This is a genomic window from Muriicola sp., assembly GCF_041567615.1.
Classification (GTDB): domain Bacteria; phylum Bacteroidota; class Bacteroidia; order Flavobacteriales; family Flavobacteriaceae; genus Muriicola.
In genome coordinates, this window is record NZ_JBFGBM010000213.1 from 1 (window position 1) to 3,914 (window position 3,914).

General features: G+C 49.9%; 3 protein-coding genes. 2 read left to right on the forward strand and 1 reads right to left on the reverse strand.

Translation table 11 applies throughout. The annotated features are described in order from the left end of the window. Positions 1-1,653 (reverse strand): cobalamin-dependent protein (locus ABYP73_RS11950; protein ID WP_372974478.1); only part of this gene is annotated, 1,653 nt, incomplete at its 3' end. A gap of 142 nt (positions 1,654-1,795) precedes the next feature. On the opposite strand from ABYP73_RS11950, the gene purU reads away from it, so the two are divergent. After that, entirely contained in the window at positions 1,796-2,647 is an 852-nt protein-coding gene (gene purU, locus ABYP73_RS11955) for a formyltetrahydrofolate deformylase (RefSeq protein WP_372945694.1), read from the forward strand. Between the two features lie 151 nt (positions 2,648-2,798). Next, positions 2,799-3,770: a carbohydrate kinase family protein gene (locus ABYP73_RS11960; protein ID WP_372945693.1), complete on the forward strand. Its 972-nt coding sequence runs from the start codon at positions 2,799-2,801 to the stop codon at positions 3,768-3,770. Positions 3,771-3,914: the final 144 nt, after the last annotated feature.

Here is a 3,914-nt window from a genome sequence, read left to right on the forward strand (position 1 = left end):
GTTCCGTACCTTAAAGCGGTATACGGGGGCTTTATAGCGATCTACCCTGGATTTCCATTGGGTTATGGTCTTCCAGTGGTGGGGGTCCAGGTTGAGTTTTACGGAGTTGAATTCTCCGATAAGCAATTGCAACAGTTCCTTTTTACCTTCCGGCACGTCCCTGTTCAGAGCCTCTTCGTCCAGGCCTGTTTCAGTGAGGTAAGGCCAATCAGGTCCTTCGCTTACTACCTCATTATTGCTTGTGATCGAGATCAGACTCTTGTATAGGCCAAACAGGGTCTGGGCCGTTTTGCTTTGGGTAATGGCGAGCTGGTCATAGGCCCGGTTGCTCTCTGCGATCTCTGAGAGATACCGCGTCCTGGCAGGAGGGATGATATATCGTTTCTCCGGTTCTTCCCCCCTTGCCTCAAAGGAGGAATCCAGGATTCCTCCTGCCTTCTCCTTCAGGCTTTGCATGACGGCCTTGTAAAGGCTGTTCATTCCCGGGTCATTGAATTGGGACGCAATGGTTCCGAAAACCGGCAGAGATTCGGCATCTACATCCCAGAGGTTGTGGTTCCTGGTGTACTGTTTCCTGACATCCCTCAGGGCATCCAGCGCTCCGCGTTTATCGAATTTGTTGATGGCGACCAGGTCGGCATAATCCAGCATATCGATCTTCTCAAGCTGGGTGGCAGCGCCGAATTCCGGGGTCATCACATAGAGTGAAAGGTCGCTGTGTTCTATGATCTCCGTGTCTGACTGACCGATACCCGAAGTTTCCAGGATGATCAGATCGTACTGGGCGTGCTGCAGGATCCCTATCGCCTCCCCTACGTATTTGGAGAGGGCCAGGTTCGACTGGCGGGTGGCCAGGGACCTCATGTAAACCCGATCGCTGTTGATGGCGTTCATCCGGATCCGGTCGCCCAGGAGAGCGCCACCGGTCTTTCTCTTTGAGGGGTCGACGGAAACTATGCCAATATGTTTGTCGGAAAAATCGAAAAGGAACCGCCTGACGAGCTCGTCTACCAGGCTCGACTTCCCGGCGCCTCCGGTCCCGGTAATCCCCAGTACGGGAACAGGGTTCTCAGGTTCACCCAGTGTCTTTACCAGTCCCTCGAACTCATCGTGCCTGTTCTCCGCCAGGCTGATCATCCTTGCAATGGTCGTCACGTCCTTGTCCCGAAGAGACGCAGCCAGATCTTTACCCTTGGGAAGATTGAGGGGAGGCGTTTTAAAGTCTGATTTCTCAACAAGGTCATTGATCATCCCCTGCAATCCCATCTTTCGCCCGTCATCCGGGGAGTAGATCCGCGTGATCCCGTAATCCATCAGGGATTTGATCTCCTCGGGCAGGATCACACCCCCACCCCCTCCGAAGATCTTGATGTGGCCGGCCCCACGTTCCCTGAGCAGGTCATACATATATCGGAAATACTCGTTATGTCCTCCCTGGTAGGAGGTCATCGCTATGGCATTGGCATCCTCCTGAATGGCGCAATCCACCACCTCGGCAACCGATCGGTCGTGTCCGAGATGTATCACTTCCACACCGGTGGCCTGGATAATGCGTCTCATGATATTGATCGCCGCATCGTGGCCATCGAAGAGGGAAGCGGCGGTAACGATCCTGATCTTATTTTTTGGGGTGTAGGTCTTAATTTGCTCCATCACTAATAAACAGTCCTTTTCTAGGGTGCAATTTACGATAAACGCAAAAATTATTCCCTTCTGTTTAGAATTTTATAATAGTCAGGGTGGCTTTTGGTCTGCGTACTCTTTGTAGTACTTTTACCCCTCAAAGGAGGTTGTTTTGAAAGCCATTTTTCTAATCCATTGCCCGGATCAAACGGGGATCATCAGTTCCGTCACAAGTTTCATTCACAAGGGAGGGGGAAATATCACCTACCTCGATCAGCATGTAGACGAGGAAGCCGGCGTATTTTTTATGCGCCTGGAAGTTGATTTCTCTGAAGGCAGTCTTCCTGCAGATGAGATAGAAAATCGTTTCGAAAAAGAACTGGCAGGGCCTTACGCGATGGAGTGGAGTATGCATCTCAGGGAGAAAAGGCCGAGGATGGCCCTGTTTGTGAGCAAATACAACCATTGTCTTTACGACCTGCTGATCAGGTTCTCAACCGGGGAACTCAAGGCGGACATCCCCCTGATCGTCAGCAACCATGAGGATCTAAGGCCCATTGCCGAACAATTCGGGATCCCCTATCATTTCATACCAGTTTCAAAGGAAACCAAGGCTGAGGCTGAAGAGGAACAACTGTCACTTCTCAGGGATAACAAAGTGGATTTCGTAGTCCTGGCCCGGTATATGCAGATCGTGACTGAAAGGCTGATCGCCGAATATCCCAGCAGGATCATCAATATTCACCATTCCTTCTTACCTGCTTTTGCAGGGGCTAAACCCTATCACGCCGCCTTCAGCAGGGGAGTGAAGATCATAGGCGCCACCAGTCATTACGTAACCGAGGAACTCGATGCCGGCCCCATCATAGAACAGGATATCACACGTGTCTCCCACGTACACAAGGTAAACGATTTTATAGAAAAGGGAAGGGATCTGGAGAAACTCGTCCTCTCCAGGGCCGTCCAACTGCACGTCAACAGGAAGACCATGGTCTACAACAATAAAACCGTGATCTTCACATAGAGCACTGAAGGTAAAGGAGATAGGCGACCTTTGATTTGAGAGTTCATTCCTATCTTTATTTTTCATAAATTACCCTCCAATCCAAGACATAAAAAAAGGGAAGTTCTCAATGCAACATGACGCTTCCCAGGTCAGGAGATCAGTTAAGATTATGACGAAAATTGCCGTTCTGGGCCCCATCCCCCGAGACACCATCATCACCCACCACAAGGAGACCATCAAGAAATATGGCTGTGTTTCCCATCCTGTCATTGCCCTGGCAAAATTGTTCGGGAATGACGGTACGGTGTATCCCGTGTCACATGTTCACGAAGTGGACTACCAGAACATCATCGACCTCTTTGCCCCTTATGCGAACATAGATACCCGCCATATCTCGAGCAAGCACGATAGAGGAACGGTCATAGAGCTCAAGTTCATAGATCAGAATAACCGGCTGGAGCGCCAAACCGCCTGTATGAAACCCATCGTCCCCAAGGATATCAAACCCATGGAGGAAATGGATGCCTACGTATTTATCCCCATTACCGATTTTGAGATCTCCATGCGGACCCTGAGGTACATCAAAAAGAACAGAAAAGGCCTGGTGGTTTTCGACGCTCACGGCCCTACTACCTCCATGGGCATGACTGGAGACAGATACCGAAAATTCTGGGTAGACATGGACCAGTGGCTGCGCTACATCGACATCCTCAAGATGAACCTGGAAGAATCACAGGCCTGCTGGTTCAAGCGGGAATATTCTTCTGATGAAATGACGAGCTATGATGAGGAGCGCACAGAACACCTGGACGAAATGGCCGCTCACGTCCTTAAAAAAGGGGTGAAATACTTCTACGTCACCCTTGATGCCAAGGGATGCGTTTTTTACAACAAAAAAGGGGACCAGATAGAAAAGACGTTCGTTAAGTCGATCTATATGGAAAACGTGGTAGACACTACGGGATGTGGGGATTCTTTTGCAGGCGGACTCGCTTATGGCTTTGCCGTTTACGGAGACCCGGTAAAGGCAGCCGAGTACGCCAATGCCCTCGGAGCCCTCAGAACCCAGGGCAAGACCTTTGATGTTTTTAGATCAAAGGCAGAAACGGATGCTCTGATCGCAGAGTACTACGGCGAATAGGCCGTCTTCCGATTTAATACCTCTTTTAACCCTAATTTCTCACGTACGTTTTCGGTTTTGGAGTGGCCCCTTCTGCAGTCCTGCAATAATTCTATAAAAAACACGTTAAAAGATTAAAGACACAGAGAGGTAACTTTCTGGTAA

Bases quoted from the DNA above. Each gene is read 5' to 3' on its own strand.
- ABYP73_RS11960 (WP_372945693.1), top strand. From the start codon at position 2,799: ATGACGAAAATTGCCGTTCTGGGCCCCATCCCCCGAGACACCATCATC.